The organism is Streptomyces sp. NPDC048479 (genome assembly GCF_040651435.1).
GTDB lineage: Bacteria > Actinomycetota > Actinomycetes > Streptomycetales > Streptomycetaceae > Streptomyces.
On the sequence record NZ_JBEZKA010000001.1, the window covers coordinates 294602 to 314584 of the forward strand.

The following is a 19983-nucleotide window of genomic DNA, read 5'->3' on the forward strand; positions in this document are numbered from 1 at the left end:
GTGACCGTCGACTACCGTTCCGCACAAAGCACGGCTATTCGGTAGATATCGACCGCACGATCAGTCAGGGAGCCTTCCCGCCATGACCGCGATCCCCGCCCACACCGTCGCCAACCTCCGCGACCTCGGCTCCATTGCGCTGCCCGGCGGCCGTTCCGTACGCCCCGGTCTTGTCTTCCGCTCCGGGATGCTCGACCGGTTCGACGCCGCCGCCGATCCGGTCGTCGCCGCGCTGGGGATCCGTACGGTCGTCGACTTCCGCACCGAGGCGGAGCGCCGCGCCCGCCCCGACCACGTCCCCGAGGGCGGGCGGCTGCTGCTCGCCGATGTCTTCGCCGACCAGGTGGCCTTCGGCCGGATGCCGGTCGCGGCCCAGCTGAAGCAGGCGCTGAGCGATCCGGCCGTCGCCGAGCGGGAGTTGGGCGGCGGCCGGGCGCAGTCGCTCTTCGCGCACGCCTACCGTGCCTTCGTCATCAGCGACTCCGCGCGGCACGCCTACGGCGCCTTCCTCAGCGAACTCGCCGAGCCCGGCGCCGGACCGCTGCTCTTCCACTGCACGGCGGGCAAGGACCGCACCGGCTGGGCGGCGACGATCCTGCTCACGCTCCTCGGCGCGACGCCGGAGACCGTCGAGGCGGAGTACCTCTCCGTCAATCCGGCGGTACGGCAGGCCTTCGCCTCGCTCGTCGAGGGTTTCATCGCACAGGGCGGCGACCCGGAGACCGCCCTCGCGATGATCGGCGTGTTCCCGGAGTATCTGGCGGCGGCGCTGGACACGGTCGCTGCCCGCCACGGCACGATGGAGAGGTACGTGCGCGAGGGGCTCGGCGTCCCGGACCAGGCGGTCGAACGCATCCGGGAACGGCTGACAGCGACGAGCTGAGCTCCTGGGCCTGGTGACCGTAAGACGATTCGCTCGTTCTGCTGAACGTGCGCCCACAGGATGTCGTCACCCCGCCCGCTCCCGCCCCCGCTCCCGCCCCCATCGCCGGCCGTGTCGAGGTCGAGCAGGCCGAAGCGGCCCTTGTCGAGCACTACCCCCGGCTCGTACGGATCGCGTATCTCGTACTTCCGCCGTCACTCGGCCGCAATCGCCGTGTACTGACCGCGCACGCCCTCGCGCAGCGCTCGCTGCCGCGCGGCCGCACCGCTCCCGCGGGCGCCACAGACGCCATGGACACGGCGATCCCGGCCTCCCGGCGGGCGCCGGGCGACGCCGACCCCGGCTATGCGTATGTACGGGGAAGGGTGCTGCGCCAGGCCCTGGACGCCGGACTCCCGCTGCGGCGGCTGGCCTGGCCGAAGCGCTCGCAGCTCCCGCCGCTGCTGCCGCATGTGTGGGGTCTGCGGGTCTTCCCGCGCTCGGGCGGTGCCGATGAACTCGCTCTGGACCAGCGCCTCTCCGCGCTTTCGGGGCCCGCGAGGGCGGCTTATGTGCTGCGCGGCCTGGAGGGGCTGCCCGACACCGAGGTGCAGCAGGCTCTCAGCGCGGCCGGAGTCGGTGATCCGCGGGCAGCGCTGGCCGAGGCGGACGGCATGGACCCGGTGGCGGCGGGAGAGAGCCGGGGCGGAGAGGGCACGCAGGGAAGGGGCACGGAGGGAGGAGGCACTGAGGTGAAGGGCACTGCGGCTCTTCTCGAATCCTCCGAGTTCGACCCGTGTTCTCTGCAGGCACGCCCCACCGATCTGATGCGCCGCCGCCAGCACGGCAAGGCGGCCATGGTGGCGACCGCGGCCCTCGCGGTGTGCGGCGCGCTGCTCGGGCTGCCGGGCGACGGCTGGGGCCCGGACGGTGCGGCCGCGCCGCCGTACGCACGTAACCCAGCGGCCGAATCCGCCCTGGACCCGGCCCGGTTGACGCTGGTCTCCGCCACGGCGTGGCAGCGCTCGTCCCGTACCGACTTCTCCGTCTGGCCGGCCCGCGGCGGTCTCACCGAGGACCGCGCGCTGCTGCGCCGCGCGCTCGCCGTCTGGGCCAGGCCCGGCAGCGCGGTCCAGGTCTCCGCGACCCCAGGCACTCCCCCGGGCCCGCCGATGGGCTCGCCGCAGCTGCTGTACGCGGGCGAGGTCGACCAGGCACGTGTGGTGCTGCTCCACGACGGGCTGCGCGTGGTCCGCTATGCCGAGCCGAAGGACGGCACCGGCGGTGTGGCGCTCGACTTCGCGCGGACGGACGGCGCCGACGCCGCCTCCTCGGCCGCGATTGTCGCAAGCCGTACCGATGGCAGTGTCCGCTATTTGACTGCTCCTTGGGTGCGGAAGACGTCCGTACGGGATCTGCTCGACCCGGCTGGCACTCCGCGTCCCCTCCAGCGGGGCACGGACGGTGTGACCAGCCCGCTGTCGAGCCCTGCGCAGGCGCGGGACTGCCGGTCCTGGGACGTGCTGGAGGTGCGCGACGAAACGGCCGAGCGGCTGCTGACCGACCTCGGTGAACTGACCCCGGCCAGGCTCACCTCGGGGCCACCGTCCGCCCCGAAGGACGTCACTGGTCAGGCGGCCCGCGCCTCGTGGGCCCGTACGGCCTGTCTACTGCCCGGGGTGCGCGCGCACGGCGTGCGCAGCGTCAACTCGTGGCAGTACGCACAGCAGTCGCTGCCCGAGTCGAACGGCACGGCGGCCTGGCTGTGCACGCGCGCGGAGACCTGGCGGGGGACGGGGAGCCGGGTCATGGCGCAGTTCCACGCGCCGGGAGCACAGGCGGGCGCGCCGGGTGCGATCGCGGCGCGGGCCGAGGACTCGCCGTCCTGCGGAGTGCGGGATCCGCGGGTGCTGGCGGGTGTGCTGTGGAAGTCGCAGGCGGGGCACTGGTTCGTACTCGCGGCGGGAAGCGAGCAGTTCGCAACGCTGGCCACCTCGGGCGGGGTGGACGGCAGCGCGAAGGGTCATCTGCTGGCGGTACAGGCAAAGGAGGGTGCGCGGGCGGAGCTGAACGGCCGCCTGAAGGACGGCCGTCGGGTGGGTGCGCTGCACTGAGCGGCTCCCGGAATTCTCCGGCTCACCTCTCTCGCTGCGATCTACCCGCCAGTACGTCGACGTCATGTCGCAGTGCCTCGACCCGTCGGCCCGATATGCGTTCGCTGCCCGTTAGGGTGTTCGCATGACGACCGGGGTACGCCGCAGGATGGGCGTCGAGGAGCGCAGGCAGCAACTGATCCGTGTGGCGCTGGAGCTGTTCAGCAACCGCTCGCCCGACGATGTCTCGATCGACGAGATAGCCGCGGCCGCCGGAATCTCGCGGCCGCTCGTCTACCACTACTTCCCGGGCAAACAGAGCCTGTACGAGGCCGCGCTGCGGCGAGCCGCCGACGAGCTGGCCGCGCGGTTCCTGGAGCCGCCCGAGGGGCCGCTCGGGGCGCGGCTGCTGCGGGTCATGGGACGGTTCTTCGACTTCGTGAACGACCACGGGCCCGGGTTCTCGGCGTTGATGCGGGGCGGTCCCGCGGTCTCCGCGGGCGGAGCCTGCTCAAGGGACGCGGATTCGGCGACGAACGCGATGATCGACGAGGTCCGGCAGGCGGCGTACGAACAGATCCTGGCCCATCTGGGGATCGGCACTCCGCCGGCGCGCCTGGAGTTGGTCGTACGGTCCTGGGTGTCGCTCGCCGAGTCGACCGCGCTGCTCTGGCTGGACGGGCGGCGCATTCCGCGCGCCGAGCTGGAGTTGCAGCTGGTGCACGACTTCGCGGCGCTGTGTGCGGTGAGTGCGGCGTACGACGAAGAGATGGCGGGCATCCTGATCCGCGTCCTCGTGGACGAGCCGGCCGACGGCCCGTTCGGCGATCTGGTCGGCCGGCTCATGACGCTGGCGCCCTCGCTCTCCAAGGTGCCGACTCAGCGTTTGCGGTAGGACGCTTCCAGGTCACGCACCTCGGCGGAGATGACGGGCACAACGCCCTCGGACGGCTTCAGATGGCCGGCCAGCAGGTCCAGGACGACTTCCGACAGTTGCGCCTTGAGCTCGGGGGCGCGGCCCGGCAGCAGGGCGATTCCGATGTGGATGACCGCGTCGTCGGGCGTCCCTCCGGCCACGACCGTCTCGTCGACACGGCGGAACCTGGTCTTGCAGGCGCCCAGTTCGGTGTCGATCGACTCGACGATCAGCGGGTGCAGCGCGAGCGCGAAGCCCCGGCGGTCGAACGAGGATTCCAGGTTCGCGGAGTAGTCGACGGTGATCTGCGGCATCGGGCGCTCCAGCACGGGTGACAGGTGACAAGGGATGGTCGGGCACAGTCAGGGCATGGTCGGGCAGTTGCGGGACCCACCCTTACGCAAGTGTCCATGACCCCGTCAATAATGCTGGAATGAAGATCATCTGTCGGCTCGCCGCACACACCGATGTGGAAACCCTCGTCGCTCTCTTCGACGGGGCCGCCCGCTGGATGCAGCTCAACGGCATCGCCCAGTGGAAGCCCGGCGACAAGGATGCCGACCACTTCCGGCACTGGATCAAGGAGGGGGAGGTCTGGATCGCGGAGACCGCGGAGGGCGATGCGATCGGGGCATACGAACTGTGGTGGGAGGACCAGCCCGCCTGGGGGATCCAGCCCCCCGTGGCCGGGTATGTGCACCGGCTGATGATCGACCGGGATGCGGCTCCGGCCGGGTTCGGCCGGCTGCTGCTCGCGCACGCCGAGCAGCGGATCGCCGATACCGGGCGGGAGTTCGTACGGCTCGACTGTCTGTCGAACAATCCCGCGCTGCGGACGTACTACGAGGCTGCCGGCTACCGCGTCGCCGGTGAGGAGCCCGGCAAGGTGGCGAAGGACGGCAGCCGTTACGGAGTGATCCTGCTGGAGAAAGCGGTCAGATGAAACCGGTCAGCTGAGGCCCGTCAGCTGAGGCCGGTCAGCTGAAGGGCCAGCAGCGCGACGTCGTCCTCCCGGGTGCCGAAGCAGTCCAGCAGGGTGTCGCAGAGAGCGGCGACGCCCCGCGGCGCGTGGGCCGCGGCGTGGCGGAGTCGTTCGAGGGAGACCGTGAGGTCCGTGCCGCGGGTCTCGATCAGTCCGTCGGTGACCATCAACATCCGGTCGCCGTAAGTCAGTTGGACTGCGGTTGGATGCGGACGCTCCAGGTCGAGGCCGAGCAGTGGGCCGGAGACCGTCAGGTAGGACGTCTCGCCGTCGGCCGCGACGACCAGCGGGCGGATATGGCCGGCGTTCGCGATCCGGGCGCGGCCGGTGACCGGGTCGATCAGGGCCAGGCAGACGGTGGCCGTGGCCTCCGGGTGGTAGCGCTGGAGCATCCGGTCGAGGCGGTGCAGCAGCACGGCCGGGTCGCTCTCGTCGGTCGCGTACGCGCGCAGGGCGTGCCGCAGTTCGACCATCACGGTCGCCGCGTCCAGTGAGTGGCCGACCACGTCGCCGACGCCGACCAGCAGTCCGGCGGGGGTGGAGAGGGCGACATAGAAGTCCCCGCCGATCTCGGCGTTCCGGGAGGCGGGCACATAGCGCAGAGCGAGGTCGGCGCCGGGCAGGGCGGGCGGCTGCTGGGGCAGGAAGCTGCGTTGCAGGGTCAGCGCCACATGGCGTTCCTCGGCGGCGGTGCGCAGTGTCCCGGCGGTGAGGGCGGCGGCGTGGGCGAGCCGGCCGAGCAGATGTGCCGTGTCCGGGTCGTTGGGGGCGTAGGCGGGGCGGGCCAGGCAGACCGGCGGCTGGCCGGGTCGGCTGCGGGCCAGTAACAGGGCTGCGCCGCCGGGGACTTCGGGGACGAAGAATCCCGGCGGCCACAGGGGCGCGGGCGCCATCACGGGATGTACACCCGAGCGGCCCGCCATGCACCGCTGCAGCAGCTGGGCCACGGCTATGCGGGCGCCGGAGTCCGGCGGGGATCCCCAACGCCGCGGGCTGCCCGCGTACAGCGTGTCCTCGGCACCGAAGACGAAGGCAGCCGCCGGGCCGCCGGTGAGCCAGGCGGTCGCGGCGGCGGTGAGATCGGCCAGTTCCTGCGGGCCGTGCGCGCAGTGCAGCTCCGTGATCGCGGCGGCGAGCCGGGTCAGCCGGCCCGCCTGCGCCTCGGCGTCGTGACGGGAGCGGGCCCCGCGCAGCGCGGCCCTGATCACCGCCTCGATCTCCTCCGGTTCGACCGGGACCGTCAGATAGGCGTCGGCACCCGCGTCGAGTCCGCGGCTGCGGTCGCGCGGGGTGATCGCCGCGGCGCTGAAGTGCACCACCGGCATCGCGGCGATCAACGGATGGGCCTTGATCCGGCGGCAGAGCTCGAAGCCGTTCATGTCGGGCAGGCCGATGTCGACCAGCGCGGCGTCCGGCAACGCACCCGACCTGAGTCTCGTATCGAGCTCGATCAGGGCGTCGCCGGCGCTCGCGGTGGACACGACCCGGTGGCCTGCCCGGCGCAGCACCGCGCCCATGGCGTAACGATTGGCCTCGAGGTCGTCGACGACCAGCACAGTGGCGCCGTCGGCTTGGGTCATGTTGCGCATCTCCTCGGACCGAGGACACCCCGCCCCGTAGTCGGCCCACCACGCTAACCCGCTTCGGTCAACTGCGGGCGAAAACGGCGACGCTACGCGCCGGTACGGTGAAGCTTCCCGAACTCCCCTCGCACGAAGCCGACTTGGTGATAAGGTCTGCGCCCGCAGCCTGCACCGGGTGGAGCGCGTACGCCTTCCCGGCCAGCGCCGTGACCCGCTGCGTCTGCCGCTCCGGTGTGGCGTTGAAGACCACGACCAGATCGCCGACGCGCATCGTGATCACGCCCGGGGTCTCGTCCTTGCCGGAGAGCGGGAAGGAGACCGCGGACTGCACCTCACCCGCCGTGCCCAGGCTGAAGGCCTTCTCGGTGGTACGGATGGTGAGCAGGTCCCGGTAGGCGGCCGAGGCGCCGGTGATCTGCGGGCAGCCGACCGTGATCGACGTCAACAGCGGCTTGGCGTACGGCCACTTGGTCTTGTTGTCGGCCTCCGGCGGCAGCCCGCGGCCGAAGCCGTTGCCGTCCCGGCAGTCCCACTGGATCGCGTTGAACCAGTCACCACTGTCGTACGAATTGCGGTCCAGCGACTTGGAACGGAGCAGGTCCGTCCCGGCCTGCGAGAGCGCCGGTCCCTGGGAGAGGGCCGCGGTCGCCATCGCCAGCACCTGCATACGGGCCCGGTCCGCCGGTGAGGTGGCGGGCGGGAGTTTGAAGGCGAGAGCGTCGTACAGCGACTCGTTGTCGTGTGCGTCCGCGTAGGCGAGGGCGTCGCCGGGGGCGGCGGCGTATCCGGCCGGGGCGCCGTTGTAGTCGACCTCGGAGCCCTTGACGCTGCGGCCGGAGCTGTCGGTGAAGGAGTACGCGGCGAGATTGCCCGTCAGACCCACCTTGATCAGGTCCTGGTAGTGCAGCAGCCGGGCCTTCTGCTTGGCCGGAGTGCCGTTCGCCGCCGAGGAGTTGGGGTCGGTGTAGAGGCCGGAGGCGAAGCCCTGCACGCCCGGTTCCTCGTCGAAGGGCCCGCCGCCGCGCACCGCGTCACGGGCCCGGTCGGAGAAGGTCGCCACTCCCGTGCCCGCCATGTTCTTCTGGGTGGCCTGGACGAAGCGGGCATCGTCCGCGATCTCCCCGAAGTTCCAGCCCTCGCCGTAGAGGATGATCTTCTTTCCGTCCACGCCGTCGCGCGCGGGCGTCAGCTCGTCGAGCGCCTTGCGCACCGCGAGGATATTGGCCTTCGGATGGTGGCCCATCAGGTCGAAGCGGAAGCCGTCGACCTTGTACTCCTTCGCCCAGGTGACGACCGAGTCGACGACGAGTTTGCCCATCATGGCGTTCTCGGGCGCGGTGTTCGCGCAGCAGGTGGAGGTGGCGACGGTGCCGTCGGCCAGCAGCCGCTGGTAGTAGCCCGGCACGATCTTGTCGAGCACGGACTTGTCGGCCTGTCCGCTCGCCACGGTGTGGTTGTAGACGACGTCCATGACGGTGCGCAGGCCGCTGGAGTTCAGGGACTGCACCATCTGCCGGAACTCGACCGTACGCCGGGTGCCTTCCGGATCGGAGGCGTACGAGCCCTCCGGGACGGTGTAGTGCAGCGGGTCGTAGCCCCAGTTGTACGCGTCCTTCGCGGCGGCCTTCGCGATGCAGGCCTGCTGCTTGTCGGAGTCCGGCGCGTACACCAACAGATCGCAGTCGGGCACGGACTGGTCGGACTTCTTCTCCGGGATGGTGCCGATGTCGAAGGCCGGCAGGAGGTGGACGTAGGAGGTACCGGAGGCGGCGAGTGCGCGCAGATGCTTCATGCCCTGCGAGTCACGGTCGGTGAAGGCCAGATACTGCCCCGGGTGCTTCGATGTGCGGTCCGCGACCGAGAAGTCGCGGATGTGGAGCTCCTGGATCTGCGCGTCGCGCAGCGGTGTCGCGGCCGGCTTCGCGAGACCTGTCCAGCCAGCCGGAGCGAGCTTCGGGTCGGCGAGGTCGATGACCAGGCTCCGTGCCGAGTCGGTGGTCAGGGCGGTGGAGTACGGGTCGGTGACCTTGTTGGTGACGAGCTTCTGGACGCTGGGCGCCCAGACCTTCACCGCGTATCTGTACTGCTTTCCGGACCAGCCCTTGGGGCCGGTGACGGACCAGACGCCGCTCGCGTCGTCCCGTCGCATGGCGACCGTTCTGCCGTCGAGTTCGAGCGAGACGGAGTGCGCGGTGGGAGCCCAGAGGGAGAGGGTGGGGCGGCCGCGGTCGAAGACCGGTCCCAGGGCTGCCTTGGTGGCCTTGCCCGCGTACAGGTCGTCGAGGATCCCGGCCGTCTGGACGCCGGTGGCGGCGAGCAGCGCGCCGTTGGCCGCGCGCTGGGTGGCGATGAGCTGGCCGCGCAGCGACTGCCGGACCCGGTCCCGGTCGCGGGTGTCGACGGTGAACGCCGGATAGTCCTTGAGGTGCGGGTACTTCGCCTTCTGCGCGTCGCTCAGACTGGCGGAGGTGAGACGCAGCCACCGGCCTTCGTCGGACAGTGCGCCGTCCTTGACGGTGATGCCGCCGTCCGCCGCGTACACCAGCTGCTGGCTGGTGGCGTCGGTCGCCTTCACCTTCCAGACCACGGTGTTCCGGTCGATCCACTGGGCCTCGGCCTTGGCGAGGTCGAGCGAGGGCGCGCCGCCGGTCTGTGGGAGCAGATACTTCGGCTGCCCGGCCAGCAGCCAGACCTCGTTCGTGTACGTCGCGAGGTCCAGGGACTGGTCGGTCGGCAGGTCCTTCTGGTCGCCCTTGTGGAGGATGTAGCTGAGCGAGGTCGCGCCGGCGGCGAGCGGCACCTCGAAGGTCACTCCGTACGCGTCCTTCTTCACCGGCTGGAGCGGCTTGGACCAGTCGGTGGGCGATGCGGCGCCGGTCCAGGTGTGCAGACCCCAGCCGTCGTAGTCGCCGTCGGCGCGGTTGTAGTGGAGGACGGCCTTCGCCCTGTCCTGCGGCGGGTAGGCGCCGTCGGGCGCGGTGTCCGACTGGCCTTCCTTGCCCTGGGCGATCCACACCTGGCCGGTGCGGGCCAGGTCGACGGTGCGTTGCGGGCCGTCCGCGGTGCCGTTCTTCTCGACGGTGTACGGGACGGTCGTGGCGCCCTCGGCGAGCTTCACCCAGGCGAAGGCGCCGTACGTGTCACGGCCGGTGAAGGCGGTCTGCTGGGTGCCGGTCCTGAGCTGCCAGCCGTCGTAGTCGCCGTCGGGCCGCTGGTAGTGGACGACCGCGTAGTCGCGCTCGACGACCGGCTTCTCGGGCGGCGGTGCCTGGCCGGCGGTCGTCTCCGCCCGGTCACTGGCTGTACGTCCCGCGCTGTCCACCACAACTGCCTTGTAGCGCAGGGAGGTTCCGGCCGCCACATCGACGTACTGAGTGACCTTGTACGGGGCGTGGTCGGCCGAGCCGAGGGTGCGCCACTTGCCGTTGCCCGCCTGGGCGGCGAAGACGACGCGGTTGAGACCTCCGCCGTTCACGTCGGCAGCGATCTCGACGGTGCCGGTGGCTCCGGCGGCCGGGGCCTTGAGGGTGAGCGTGGGCTTGGCGGCGGGCGCGGCGAGCGGCTTCGCGGCCTGGAGCACGACGGAGGACAGCGCCGGCACGGTGACGGTGATCTTCCCGTCGACGGCGTGCACCGCACCCGAACCGCCGTACAGCGCACGGAAGTCCGTGGCGTCCGCCGGGATGGTCACGGTCTTCGCGCTGTCCGCGTTGTTGACGGCGACGAGATACTCGATGGGCCCGGTGCGCGCCTTGGCGTCGGTACGGGAGAAGGCGTACACCGAGTCCTTGGCGTACCGCTCCGTCTGGACGCCGTCGCGCAGCGCCGGGTGCTCCTTGGTGAGCTTCGAGAGCGCGGCGATCGACCGGTAGACGGGGTGCGAGGTGTCGTACGCGTCGGACGCGTGCGTACGGTCCGTGCCCAGCTGGTCGTCATCCAGATAGTCCGCGGTCCTGGAGGCGAAGAGGCTCTGGCGGGCGTCCTTGTCGCCGCCCGCGCCGGTGAAGCCCTGCTCGTCGCCGTAGTAGATCACCGGATTGCCGCGGGAGAGGAACATCAGCTCGTTGGCGAGCCGCGCCCGCTTCAGCAGCTCGGCGTCGTCGGCCTTCGGGTTGTCCTGCTTGAGGAAGGTGCCGATGCGGCCCATGTCGTGGTTGCCGAGGAAGGTCACCTGCTCATAGGCGTTGGCCTTGTCGCTGGTGTAGCGGTAGTCGTTCCCGAACACGTCGGCGAGCGTGTCGGCGGACGCGCCCTGGGAGGCGTAGGCGCGGGCCGCGCTCTGGAAGGGGAAGTCGAGCGTGGCGTCGAGCCGGCCGCGCGTGACGTACGGCGAGGTGATCGCCGTGTCCCCGGCGAAGATCTCGCCGAACATGAAGAAGTCGTCTCGGCCGCGCTTGGCGGCGTAGGCGTCGAGCGCGGTGGCCCACTGGGTCCAGAAGTCCATGTCGACGTGCTTGACGGTGTCGATACGAAAGCCGTCGATGTCGAAGTCGCGGACCCACTTCTCGTAGATCTCCTGCATGCCCTTGACGACCTCGGGACGCTCGGTCCACAGGTCGTCGAGGCCGGAGAAGTCTCCGTACTCGGAGCTCTCGCCCGCGAAGGCCGAGTCACCGCGGTTGTGGTACATCGTCGGGTCGTTGAGCCAGGCGGGCACCTTCTTCCCGCTGACCTTGGGCGTGTACGGGAAGGAGCCGGCGTCGACCTTCCCGACGCCGGCCCGGTCGTCGAACGGGCGGCCGCTCCTGTCCAGGTACGGATAGGCGCCCTTGGGGCGGTAGCCGTACTTCTTCTCGGCGTAGTCCACGGTGTCGGCGGTGTGGTTGGTGATGACGTCGAAGAAGACCTTCATGCCTTTGGCGTGGGCCTTGTCGATCAGCTTCTCGAGGTCGGCGTTGGTGCCGAAGTGCGGGTCGACCTGGGTGAAGTCGGTGATCCAGTACCCGTGATACCCGGCGGACGCGTCCTTGCCGGTGCCCTGGACGGGCCGGTTCTTGAAGATGGGCGCCATCCAGATGGCGGTGGTGCCGAGGCCCTTGATGTAGTCGAGCTTGCTCGTCAGGCCCTTGAGGTCGCCGCCCTGGTAGAAGCCCTTGTCGGTGGGGTCGTATCCGGTTTCGAGGCGGTCGCCATCGAGTCCGCCGCGGTCGTTGGCCGTATCGCCGTTGGCGAACCGGTCGGGCAGGGCGAAGTAGAACTGCTCCCGCGTCAGGTCATGCCGCGCGGGTGTGGCGGCGAGCGCGCGGTCGGAGGGCGGGGCGGGGGGTCTGGGCGCGCCGGCGGCCGGCCCGGCGGATATGAGCGCCGCGAGGAGGGCGGCGGCGGTGCCTATGGCGGTGCCGGCCGCGCTGACGCGGGGGGTGGTGGTCACCGGTTGGTTCTCCTTGGGTGGGGCGGAGGTGTTGGTGTCGGGGGACGGGGTGCGGGGTGCGGGGTGCGGGCTACGGAGCCGCTGCGCGGGGCGCTTCCCCCACCCCGCCCCTTCCCGTGTCTGGGGGCAAGCCCCCAGACCCCCGTACGCCCTTCGGGCGTGTCCTCAATCGCCGGAACGGGCTGAAATGATTGAGGCGCGGGGTCCGGGGCGGAGCCCCAGCAAGGGCTAGCCGCAGGCGCGGGCTCCCGCGTGGAGCGCCACCGCCGTGTTCGGTGGCAGCGTTGCCGTGAACTGGCCCGAGGTGCTGACCGTCACCGGACGGCCCGACTGCACATCGCAGTAGCCACCCGCCGGCAGCGATGTCTGGAACGTGCGGGTGAGCGACGACGACTCGTGGTTGATGGCGACGTAGGCCTTCGAACCCCGCCCGAACGCGATCTGGTCCCCGCCGTTGTCCCACCAGTTGACGACGCCCTGACCGCGCGCCGTATTGCGGAATGCGACCATCGACTTGATCTCCGGCCAGGCATGCTGGCACTTCCAGCCGTCCTGCCAACAGGCGTTCACCGTGCCGCCGTTGGGCGGCCCCGCGTCCTTGTCCGACCACTCGTAGCCGGAGTGGACGTCCGGCGATCCGTACGGCCACGCCAGCATGAAGACATTCGCGAGCGTGTAGTTGGCGCCGTCCTTGTAGTTGAGGGTGTCACCGCCGCGCTCGGTGTCGTGGTTGTCGACGAAGACCCCGGACTTGCCGGACTCCATGTACCCCCACCCCTCGCCGTAGTTCTTCAGATAGGCGAGGTTCTCGTTGTTGAAGACCCGCTTGAGGTCACGGGCGTACCGGAACTCCTGGACGTCGCCGTTGCCCAGGTACTCGCTGGGCGAGACCGCCTCGCCCGCCCCGTAGATCGCTTCCTGCTTCCAGTACACGCCGGGATTGCTGAGCCTGGACTTGATGTGGGCGAGGTCCGCGGCCGGTATGTGCTTCGCGGCGTCGATACGGAAGCCGTCGACGCCCAGCGAGAGCAGGTCGTTCAGATACGTGGCGATTCGGCCGCGTACGTAATCCTCACCGGTGTCCAGGTCGGCGAGCCCGACAAGCTCACAGTTCTGGACGTTGGCGCGGTCACCGTAGTTGGTGATGTTCGAGCGGCAGTCGTCCATGTCTGCGCCGGAGTAGGTGCCCGGGTAGTTGTACTTCTCGTACGAGGAGCCGCCGGTACCGGTGCCGGACGCCGACGCCATGTGGTTGATCACGCTGTCGACGACGACCTTCACACCCGCCGCGTGGCAGGTGCTCACCATGCTCTGGAACGCGGCGCGGTCGCCGAGCCGGCCGGCGATCTTGTAGCTGACGGGCTGGTACGAGGTCCACCACTGGCCGCCCTGGATGTGCTCCTGGGGTGGAGAGACCTGGACATAGCCATAGCCGGCCGGGCCCAGGGTGTCGGTGCACGCCTTCGCGACCGACGCAAACTTCCACTCGAAAAGGACGGCCGTGACGTCCTTGTCCCCCGGCGGGGTCGCCTGCGCGGCGCCCGTCGGTGCAACCACACTCACCGCGGCGCCCGCCACAAGGGCGAGCGCCGCGGCCAGAGGTCTGCCGGCCATTTTTCCTCCTGCATGGGGGGAGGTGCGGGTGACGGTGCAGCCTTGTCCGGCAACGCGCCGTGCCCGTAAGGCCTTTGAGGGTTCTTGCTGCAAGGCAGCAGAAAGTTATTGCGGTCGCGACCGTACGAGCCTCCCCGGTCCGGGGTCAACCCTTCGGACACACTCTCGTCGCACTGCGGAAATCTTGCTGTTTCCCAACTGCAAGACCTTTCGCAAGCTTTGCAGGGGTGCTACTTTCAGCCATGGCTCCGGGCCGGCCGGCCGGGGGCCCGGCAAGTCCGGTCCCCACGCGCTCGGCCGGCCGGTCCGGTTACGCGACTACCGGCGCGCCTGCGCGGTGGTGCCCCGGACCACGAGTTCCGGCTGGAACACATACTCCGTGCTCTGTACCGGACTTCCCTGCAGCTCCTCCAGCAGCGCGCCGACCGCCGCGGCCGCCATCGCCTTCACCGGCTGGCGGATCGTCGTCAGCGGCGGATCCGTGAACGCCACCAGCTGCGAGTCGTCGAACCCGACCACCGAGAGGTCGTACGGCACATCGAGGCCGCGCTCCCGGGCCGCCCGCACTACGCCGAGCGCCATCATGTCGCTGCCACAGACAATGGCGGTACACCCCTTGTCCAACAGCGCACCGGCCGCCGCATGGCCACCCTCGACACTGAACAAGGAGCGCTGGACCAGCTGTTCGGCCGCGGCGGCGGTGTAGCCCAGGTTGGAGGCGAGGCCGTCCAGAAAGCCCTCGGTCTTGCGGTGAGCCGGCACATAGCGGCCGGGACCGATCGCCAGACCGATCCTCTCGTGCCCCAGTTCGGCCAGATGGTGCACAGCCATACGCATCGCCGACCGGTCGTCGCAGGAGACGCAGGGCGCGCTGATGCGCTCGCTGTACCCGTTGATGAGGACGAACGGAACTCCCCGGGCGACGAGTTCGGCGTACCGCGTGTGATCGGCCGAGGCGTCGGAGTGCTGTCCGGACAGGAACACGATGCCGTTGACGCCGCTCTCCAGGAGCTGTTCGACCAGCTCGTCCTCGGTCGCGCCGCCCGGCAGCTGGGTGCAGAGCACCGGGGTGTAGCCGTGTCCGGCCAGGACCTGCTCGATGGCCTGGGCGAACGCGGGGAAGATCGGGTTGATGAGCTCGGGGGTCAGCAGGCCGATGAGACCCGCACTGCGCTGCCGCAGCCGTACGGGCCTCTCGTATCCGAGCACATCGAGCGCCGCGAGCACCCGCTGACGGGTGCCGCTCGCCACGCCCGGTTTGCCGTTCATCACGCGGCTCGCGGTCGCCTCGCTGACCGAAGCCTGAGCCGCGATGTCCGCGAGCCGCGGGGTGGTGCCGGTCTGGACGGCGCCGCCCCGCGGCGGGGGAATCGTCACACCGTCCACCACACAGCGGTGTCCGCGGGCAGCTCGGCCTCGCCCTCGGCCGTCTCAACAGCGCTGCTGGCCAGCAGTACGCGGCCGGGTGCCGGTATCGGTACGGCCGCGCCCGTCGTATTGACGGTGCAGACAAAGCCGCCTGACCGGCGGAAGGCGAGCACGCCCTCGGGCGCCTCCAGCCACTCGACCGCGTCGCCCGCGCCCAGCGCGGGGTGCCCGCGGCGCGCCGCGAGGGCGCTGCGGTACAACTCCAGGGTCGAGTCCGGGTCACCGGTCTGCGCCTCGACGCTCAGCCCGGCCCAGCTGTCCGGCTGGGGCAGCCAGCTGCCGCCCGGGCCGAAGCCGTACGACGAGCCCTCTGCGGTCCACGGGATCGGCACCCGGCAGCCGTCGCGGAAGCCGTCCTGGCCCTCCGTGCGCCCGAAGGCCGGGTCCTGCCGGACCTCGTCGGGCAGGTCGGTGACGTCGGGAAGACCGAGCTCCTCGCCCTGGTAGAGATAGGCGGATCCGGGCAGCGCCAGCATCAGCAGGGTGGCGGCGCGGGCCCGTCGCAGTCCCAGCTCCCGGTCGCCGGCCGCACGGATCTGGGTGCCTGCCGGCGGGCCCGCGAAGCGGGTGGCGTGACGGGTCACATCATGGTTGGAGAGCACCCAGGTGGCCGGGGCGCCGACGGGCCGCATGGCGTCCAGCGACTCGTCGATCACCCGGCGCAGCTCGTCCGCGACCCAATGGGTGCCCAGGTACTGGAAGTTGAAGGCCTGGTGCAGCTCGTCGGGGCGCACGTAGTTGGCGGTGCGCTCGACGGTGGGTGTCCACGCCTCGGCCACGGCGATGCGGTCGCCGGGGTACTCGTCGAGGATCTTGCGCCAGGCGCGGTAGATCTCGTGGACGCCGTCCTGGTCGAAGAAGGGCATGACATCGCTGCCCAGCAGTTTCAGCTGGTCGCTGCCGCCGATGTCGGGCAGGCCCGGCGCCTTGACCAGGCCGTGGGCGACGTCGATCCGGAAGCCGTCGACGCCCATGTCGAGCCAGAAGCGCAGGATCGAGCGGAACTCGTCCGCGACGGCCGGGTGTTCCCAGTTGAAGTCGGGCTGCTCGGGAGCGAAGAGGTGCAGATACCAGTCGCCGGGGGTGCCGTCGGGGTTCTCGGTGCGAGTCCAGGCGGAGCCGCCGAAGATGGACTCCCAGTCATTGGGGGGCAGTTCGCCGTTCTCCCCCTTGCCGGGACGGAAGTGGTAGCGGTCGCGCAGCGCGGATCCCGGGCCCTCATTCAGTGCGCGCTTGAACCATTCGTGGGCGTCGGACGAGTGATTGGGCACCAGGTCGACGATGATGCGCAGCCCGAGTTCGTGGGCGTCCCGGATCAGCGCGTCGGCGTCCAGCAGCGTGCCGAACATCGGGTCGATGGCGCGGTAGTCGGCGACGTCGTAGCCGGCGTCGGCCTGCGGGGAGGCGTAGAAGGGGCTCAGCCACACGGCGTCGACGCCGAGTTCCTTGAGGTACGGCAGTCTGCTGCGGATGCCCGGAAGGTCGCCCATGCCGTCGCCGTTCCCGTCGGCGAAGCTGCGGGGGTACACCTGGTAGATGACGGCGTCTCTCCACCAGTCCGCGGAAGCCGCGGGCAGGTCGGCGTGATGGGCGTCAGCCAGGTACTGGGTCATTCTCGATCCCTCTGAGGCTCGGTACAGCAATTCGGGCGAAACGTCGGGCAGCAGGGCGCACCCGGCCGGTCAGGCGGCCGGGTGCCCCGGTTCGTGGGGGTCAGGATTTGGCGGCGCCGGCAGTGAGGCCGGTGACCAGGTGGCGCTGGACCAGGTAGAAGAACAGCGACGCGGGGATGGCGATGAGCACGGAGGTCGCGGCCATCAGGTCCCACTGGGTGTCGTGCTCGCTGATGAAGGTTTTCAGGCCGACGGCGAGGGTGTACTTGTCGTCGCTGAGCATGAACACCGACGCGTAGGCGACCTCGGCCCAGGCGGTGAGGAAGGTGTAGAACGCGGCCACCGCGATACCCGGCCGGGCGAGCGGCAGGATCAGCCGGTAGAAGGTGCCGAACGGAGTGAGCCCGTCGATCCGGCCGGCTTCGTCGATCTCCGCGGGGATGGTGTCGAAGTACCCCTTGAGCAGCCAGGCGCAGTACGGGATCGCCGTGGTGCAGTAGACCAGGATCAGGGCCCAGTAGGTGTCGAGCAGACCCAGGTTCGCCAGGATGTTGTAGAGCGGCACCATCAGGATGGCGACCGGGAACATCTGGGTGACCAGGAAGGTCCACATCAGTTGGCGGTGTCCGGGGAAACGCATCCGGGAGACCGCGTAGCCGGAGCTCGCGGCGATGAACACGCCCAGCAGGCAGGTACCGAGCGCGACGATCAGCGAGTTGACGAACCACTGGATGAACGACGTGTCGTTCAGGACCGTCGTGTAGTTCTCGAAGCTGATCTTGTCGGCGATGTCGCCGGGGTGGAGGAAGTCGGTCTTGTCCGGGCCGAGCGAGATCCAGGCGATCCAGCCGATCGGGAAGGCCGCGATAAAGCTCGCGGTGATCAGCGCGCCGTGGATCAGCAGGGATACGGAACGGGGGCGCTCTCCGCGCTTCAACTGCCTCTTGCCCGCGGCGCGCTTGCGGGGCGGGCCGGCGGTAGCCGCCTCGGCCGCTCCCGCGACCCGGACATCTGCTGTGGTGCTCATGGGGTTGGCCCTCTCTTTCGTCATGGCTGGTGCTGATTGCCCGGTGGTCCTGGGCGGACCGTCAGACGGCCTTCTCGTTGCGGGCCAGCCATCGCCGGTAGAAGGAGGCGAAGACGATGAGCATCGACAGGATGATGACGCCGTACGCGGCGGAGCCGGCGTAGTCGCGCGGGTCCTGTCCGAAGCCGAGGCGGTATGCCCAGGTGACGAGGATCTGGGCGTCCGTGCCCGAGTTGTTGCCGAACAGCAGGAAGATGACGACGAACTGGTTGAAGGTCCAGATGACGCCGAGCAGGACGACCGTGCTGCTCACCGAGCGCAGACCGGGAATCGTCACATGGCGGAAGCGCTGCCAGGGCGTGGCACCGTCCACCTCGGCGGCTTCGTAGAGCTCGGGCGGGATCGACTGCAGTCCGCCGAGAAGGGAGACCATCATGAAGGGGACGCCGACCCAGGTGTTGACCATGATGGCGGCGGTCTTCTGCCAGAAGGGATCGCTGAGCCAGGCCGGGGTGGGCAAGTGCACCCATTCCAGAGCCATGTTGAAGACACCGCCGTCGTCGGCGAGGATCAGCCGCCAGGCGAAGACGGTGACAAAGGTCGGCACCGCCCACGGCAGGATCAGGACCATCCGGTAGAAGGTGCGGCCGCGGATCTTACGGTTGAGCAGCAGAGCGAGGCTCATGCCGATCCCGTAGTGCAGGGCCACACAGACGACGGTCCAGACGATCGTCCAGGTGAAGTGGGGCCAGAACTGGTGGTCGCCGCCGGAGAGGATCTCCGTGTAGTTGTCGAGACCCACCCACGAGAAGCTGTCAGGGATCTTGTTGACGCCGATGGTCCGGCCGACGTTCTGGCTGTTGGCGTCGGTCAGCGACAGATAGATGCCGCGGACCAGGGGGTAGAGCACCAGGACGCCGATGACCGCGACCACCGGGGCCACCATCGCCCAGGCGTACCAATTGCGGTTGTACGACTGCCTGATACGGCTCATCGGCCCGCGACGCGGCCCGGGGCCACGCTGGGTCTTTCGGCTTCCGCCCTCGACGGCGACGGTCATCTTCGACACCTTTACAACAGATTCTCAGCAGGGTGTGCGGCCTGGTGGTACGGCCGGTGGGCCGGCCGTACCACCACGGGCGGCCGTCCGGCCCGTCCCTGTTCGGGAGCGGTCCGGACGGCCGGCGGGCGCCTTAGGAGAAGTCCTTGAGCAGCTTCTTGTAGGACTCGGCGGTGGTGTCGAGGCCCTTCTGGGTGCTCACCTTGCCCTGGAGGATCGCGGCGAGGTTGGTGCCGAGGTCGGCGAAGAGCGAGCTGTACTCGGGCAGCTCGGGACGCGGCCGGGCAGAGCCGGCGAGGATCGCCTGGAACTCGGTGATGCCCGGGGTGGCCTTGACCTCGGCGGTGTAGGCGGAGGTGCGGGTCGGCAGCGTGCCGTTCTTCAGCGCGATCTTGGCCTGGGTCTCACCCGAGGTCATGAAGCCGACGAACTTCTGGGCCGCGGCCTGGTGCGCCTTGTCGGAGCCGGCGTACACGGAGAGGTTGTGGCCGCCCGTCGGGGCGCCGGCCTTGCCGGAGGCGGTGGCCGGGACGTTGGAGATGCCCAGGTTGGCCTTGTCCTTGAAGGCCGCGCCCTTGTAGACGTTCGTCAGCTCCCACGGGCCCTGGACGATCATCGCGACCTTGCCGGTGTTGAACGCGTCCATCATGTGGGCGTAGGCGTCGGCGGTCACATCGAGCTTGGAGACGCCCGGCGCGGCGAGCAGGGCCTTGCTCGTGTCCACGGCCTTGACGGCCTCGGGCGAGTTGACCGTGATCTTCTTGCCGGCGGCGTCGACCATGTCGGTGCCCTCGCCGAAGAGGAACGGCAGCTCGAAGTAGGCGTCGGCGCGGACGGTGAAGCCGTCGACGCCGGCCTTCGCCTTGACCGCCTTGGCGACGGTCTTCACTTCGTCCCAGGTGGCCGGCGCCTTGTCGTAGCCGGCCTTCTTCAGGATTTCCTTGTTCCACATCAGGCCGAGGGAGTCGGTGACGAAGGGGGCACCGTAGGTCTTGCCCTGGTACTGCGCCTGCTTGAGGAGCGAGGGAGTGATGTCCCCGGTGTTCTTGAGCGCGTCCGTGCCGTCGAGCGGGGCCAGGAACTGCGACTTGGCCCAGGAGGCGGTCCAGCCGACCTCGGCGCGGATGATGTCGGGAGCGCCCTTGCTGCCGGCCGCGGTCTGGAACTTGTTCTGCGCCTGGTCGAACGGGACGTTGACGTACTTGACCTTGATGTCCTTGTTCGCCTTTTCGAACTCGGCGATCATCGCCTTGTACGTCGGCGCCTCGTTGGTCGCGTTCGACGTGTCCCACCAGGTGAGGGTGACCGGGCCGCCGGCCTTGTCACCGCCGTCGTCCCCGCCGCACGCCGTCGCTGCCAGTGCCAGTGCCGCTACCAGCGCGGTGGCCGCTATGCCACGCCGCATGTGAACTCCTTCAGAGATGCCCGAGATGG

At 69.8% G+C, this 19983-nt stretch carries 12 protein-coding genes and 1 pseudogene; 4 read left to right on the top strand and 9 right to left on the bottom strand.

All coding sequences use genetic code 11. The features are described 5' to 3' along the window. Positions 1-82 precede the first annotated feature (82 nt). From AB0D12_RS01345 to AB0D12_RS01355, 3 genes are all read left to right on the top strand, one after another. Positions 83-883 (top strand): tyrosine-protein phosphatase, encoded by an 801-nt coding sequence (locus AB0D12_RS01345; RefSeq protein WP_362675783.1) that lies wholly within the window; start codon positions 83-85, stop codon positions 881-883. A 47-nt stretch (positions 884-930) separates the two neighbouring features. After that, on the top strand, positions 931-2976 hold the full coding sequence (locus tag AB0D12_RS01350; RefSeq protein ID WP_362675786.1) for a hypothetical protein: 2046 nt from the start codon (positions 931-933) through the stop codon (positions 2974-2976). A gap of 124 nt (positions 2977-3100) precedes the next feature. Next, positions 3101-3850: a TetR/AcrR family transcriptional regulator gene (locus tag AB0D12_RS01355; protein WP_362675789.1), complete on the top strand. Its 750-nt coding sequence runs from the start codon at positions 3101-3103 to the stop codon at positions 3848-3850. Here the strand turns inward: AB0D12_RS01355 and AB0D12_RS01360 are convergent. Beyond that, the gene (locus AB0D12_RS01360) at positions 3835-4185 is read right to left on the bottom strand and encodes a 5-carboxymethyl-2-hydroxymuconate Delta-isomerase (RefSeq protein ID WP_362675791.1); all 351 of its coding nucleotides are present in this window, start codon (positions 4183-4185) and stop codon (positions 3835-3837) included. The genes AB0D12_RS01355 and AB0D12_RS01360 overlap by 16 nt on opposite strands. Before the next feature lie 119 nt (positions 4186-4304). On the opposite strand from AB0D12_RS01360, the gene AB0D12_RS01365 reads away from it, so the two are divergent. Then, positions 4305-4814, top strand: coding sequence for a GNAT family N-acetyltransferase (locus tag AB0D12_RS01365; RefSeq protein ID WP_362675794.1), 510 nt, complete (start codon positions 4305-4307; stop codon positions 4812-4814). Positions 4815-4834: 20 nt separating this feature from the next. Here the strand turns inward: AB0D12_RS01365 and AB0D12_RS01370 are convergent, their stop codons facing one another. From AB0D12_RS01370 to AB0D12_RS01405, 8 genes and pseudogenes are all read right to left on the bottom strand, one after another. After that, positions 4835-6433: a fused response regulator/phosphatase gene (locus tag AB0D12_RS01370; RefSeq protein ID WP_362675796.1), complete on the bottom strand. Its 1599-nt coding sequence runs from the start codon at positions 6431-6433 to the stop codon at positions 4835-4837. A gap of 67 nt (positions 6434-6500) precedes the next feature. Beyond that, positions 6501-11807, bottom strand: coding sequence for a pullulanase-type alpha-1,6-glucosidase (gene pulA, locus AB0D12_RS01375; RefSeq protein WP_362675798.1), 5307 nt, complete (start codon positions 11805-11807; stop codon positions 6501-6503). Between the two features lie 231 nt (positions 11808-12038). After that, positions 12039-13421 (bottom strand): annotated as a pseudogene (locus AB0D12_RS01380) (alpha-amylase family protein); the annotation flags it as partial. A gap of 318 nt (positions 13422-13739) precedes the next feature. After that, the gene (locus tag AB0D12_RS01385) at positions 13740-14810 is read right to left on the bottom strand and encodes a LacI family DNA-binding transcriptional regulator (RefSeq protein WP_362675801.1); all 1071 of its coding nucleotides are present in this window, start codon (positions 14808-14810) and stop codon (positions 13740-13742) included. Then, positions 14795-16462 (bottom strand): glycoside hydrolase family 13 protein, encoded by a 1668-nt coding sequence (locus AB0D12_RS01390; RefSeq protein WP_362675804.1) that lies wholly within the window; start codon positions 16460-16462, stop codon positions 14795-14797. Before AB0D12_RS01390 ends, AB0D12_RS01385 begins: the two co-directional genes overlap by 16 nt. A gap of 100 nt (positions 16463-16562) precedes the next feature. Further along, on the bottom strand, positions 16563-17489 hold the full coding sequence (locus tag AB0D12_RS01395) for a carbohydrate ABC transporter permease (RefSeq protein WP_362675807.1): 927 nt from the start codon (positions 17487-17489) through the stop codon (positions 16563-16565). Between the two features lie 61 nt (positions 17490-17550). Further along, positions 17551-18549 carry a sugar ABC transporter permease gene (locus AB0D12_RS01400; protein ID WP_362675810.1) on the bottom strand — a complete coding sequence of 333 codons (999 nt, stop codon included), beginning with the start codon at positions 18547-18549 and terminating at the stop codon, positions 17551-17553. A gap of 133 nt (positions 18550-18682) precedes the next feature. Further along, a complete protein-coding gene (locus AB0D12_RS01405; RefSeq protein ID WP_362675813.1) occupies positions 18683-19954 on the bottom strand; it encodes an extracellular solute-binding protein in 1272 nt (423 codons plus the stop codon). Positions 19955-19983 lie beyond the last annotated feature (29 nt).

What these genes read in the sequence shown, in the direction of transcription:
- AB0D12_RS01345 (WP_362675783.1), top strand. Translation starts at nt 83, where the DNA reads ATGACCGCGATCCCCGCCCACACCGTCGCCAACCTCCGCGACCTCGGC.
- AB0D12_RS01355 (WP_362675789.1), top strand. Translation starts at nt 3,101, where the DNA reads ATGACGACCGGGGTACGCCGCAGGATGGGCGTCGAGGAGCGCAGGCAG.
- AB0D12_RS01360 (WP_362675791.1), bottom strand. Translation starts at nt 4,185, where the DNA reads ATGCCGCAGATCACCGTCGACTACTCCGCGAACCTGGAATCCTCGTTC.
- AB0D12_RS01365 (WP_362675794.1), top strand. Translation starts at nt 4,305, where the DNA reads ATGAAGATCATCTGTCGGCTCGCCGCACACACCGATGTGGAAACCCTC.
- AB0D12_RS01370 (WP_362675796.1), bottom strand. Translation starts at nt 6,433, where the DNA reads ATGACCCAAGCCGACGGCGCCACTGTGCTGGTCGTCGACGACCTCGAG.
- AB0D12_RS01390 (WP_362675804.1), bottom strand. Translation starts at nt 16,462, where the DNA reads ATGACCCAGTACCTGGCTGACGCCCATCACGCCGACCTGCCCGCGGCT.
- AB0D12_RS01395 (WP_362675807.1), bottom strand. Translation starts at nt 17,489, where the DNA reads ATGAGCACCACAGCAGATGTCCGGGTCGCGGGAGCGGCCGAGGCGGCT.
- AB0D12_RS01400 (WP_362675810.1), bottom strand. Translation starts at nt 18,549, where the DNA reads ATGACCGTCGCCGTCGAGGGCGGAAGCCGAAAGACCCAGCGTGGCCCC.
- AB0D12_RS01405 (WP_362675813.1), bottom strand. Translation starts at nt 19,954, where the DNA reads ATGCGGCGTGGCATAGCGGCCACCGCGCTGGTAGCGGCACTGGCACTG.